Origin of the sequence: uncultured Agitococcus sp. (assembly GCF_937920075.1) — a bacterium.
Taxonomy (GTDB): domain Bacteria; phylum Pseudomonadota; class Gammaproteobacteria; order Pseudomonadales; family Moraxellaceae; genus Agitococcus.
This window is the reverse complement of record NZ_CALETI010000321.1, coordinates 1-1,634: the sequence shown is the minus strand read 5'-3', so window position 1 is coordinate 1,634 and position 1,634 is coordinate 1. Positions and strand designations below refer to the sequence as shown.

Sequence of the window (1,634 nt, the reverse complement as noted above, 5' to 3'; positions counted from 1 at the left end):
AGACACATGAGGTTGTACCTCACGCTTAAAATAGTCCTCAATTAAGGTGGTGGTATTAACTTGTGGATTTAAGGGAATGTTTTCGGCATCACGCAAGTCACCATCTTGCACAAACTCAACGACTTTACCTTTATACAAACATTGACCATACAAAGGATTTGCTGACTGTTTAAGCACTTTATTTACCACAGGCTCGGCCTCTGGATTTTTAAAGGTAATTGCGTCTAATAGCTGCTTTTTCTCTTTGGTGTCTAAGGCAATGTTGCAGGTTTTAAGCGTTTGCTTAAAAAACTCATCAAACACATTAAAATCATCGTGCTGGGCTGTGCCTATCTTAGCTTGTAGCGTTTGGGCTTTGAGTAGTAAGTTGCGTTGTGATTGCCACAACTCAGGGGCAAGCAGCGTTTTAATGTCTTTTTCTTTTAGCTCAGCAAACTCGGCTTTAAGCAAGGCACGAACATCGTCTATGTTGGCCGATAAATCGCCATAGTTTTGCTCTGTCCATGCTTGGCCATACTGCTCATAAATGGTTTGCATGGGTGCAAAAAATGGCTTGGGGGCAAAACGTAAACTGGCAATACGTTCATCGCTACACTGTGCCGATAAGCGTAATGGCCGTTCGATGGTCACACGTCTATAACCAAAGGCATAGCTGTTAAAAATTTTGCTGCATAAGGTTTTTTGCGCTGGGTCTGTTGGGTTTGACGTATTGGCTTCAACAAACTGGCCATAGTTTTGGGTAATGGTGGCAATGTCATCATCGGTTAAATAATTGCGCTTAGAACCCAAGGATTTACGCATTTTTGAGCCAAGATTAGCGGCATTAATTAAATGCACTTTACCTTTACGTTCGGGGTCTTTTTTGTTGCTTAATACCCAAACATAAGTGGCAATGCCTGTGTTATAAAACATATCGGTGGGTAAAGCGATAATGGCTTCCAGCAAATCGGCTTCTAAAATATAACGTCTAATTTCGCTTTCGCCACTGCCTGCACTGCCTGTAAACAAGGGCGAACCATTTAAAATAATGCCAATACGGCTGCCTTGTGTGCCGCCATCGGTGTCACGCATTTTGCTAATTAAGTGCAACAAAAATAACAACGAACCATCGGACACACGCGGCAAACCTGCGCCAAAACGTCCGTCAAAGCCCTTTTGAGTATGTTCGATTTGAATTTCTGTTTCTATTTTTTTCCAGTCCACACCAAACGGTGGATTGGAGAGCATGTAATCAAACTTATCATACGGCAGTTGGTCGTTAGAGAGCGTGTTGCCCAGTTTAATGCGGCTTACGTCCTGACTTTTAATGAGCATATCCGCTTTACAAATGGCGTAGGACTCAGGGTTTAATTCTTGGCCAAAAGCACGCATGACCGCATTAGGGTTATGCTCGTACAAATACTCCATCCCTGCCGACAAAAATCCGCCCGTCCCTGCTGTTGGGTCATAAATGGTACGGACAATGCCTTCTTGGTTGAGGGCTTCATCGTCATGGCTAAAAATAAGGCCAGTGGTTAGACGGACAATATCGCGTGGGGTAAAGTGTTCACCTGCGGTTTCATTTGAGCTTTCAGCAAAACGGCGGATTAATTCTTCAAACACTAACCCCATGTCGTGATTAGAAATTTCATTTG

1 protein-coding gene is annotated in these 1,634 nt (G+C 43.3%); it reads right to left on the bottom strand.

The window, feature by feature from the left end:
* Window positions 1-1,634: N-6 DNA methylase (locus tag Q0212_RS11150; RefSeq protein ID WP_297925458.1), on the bottom strand; the 1,634-nt coding region annotated here is incomplete at both ends.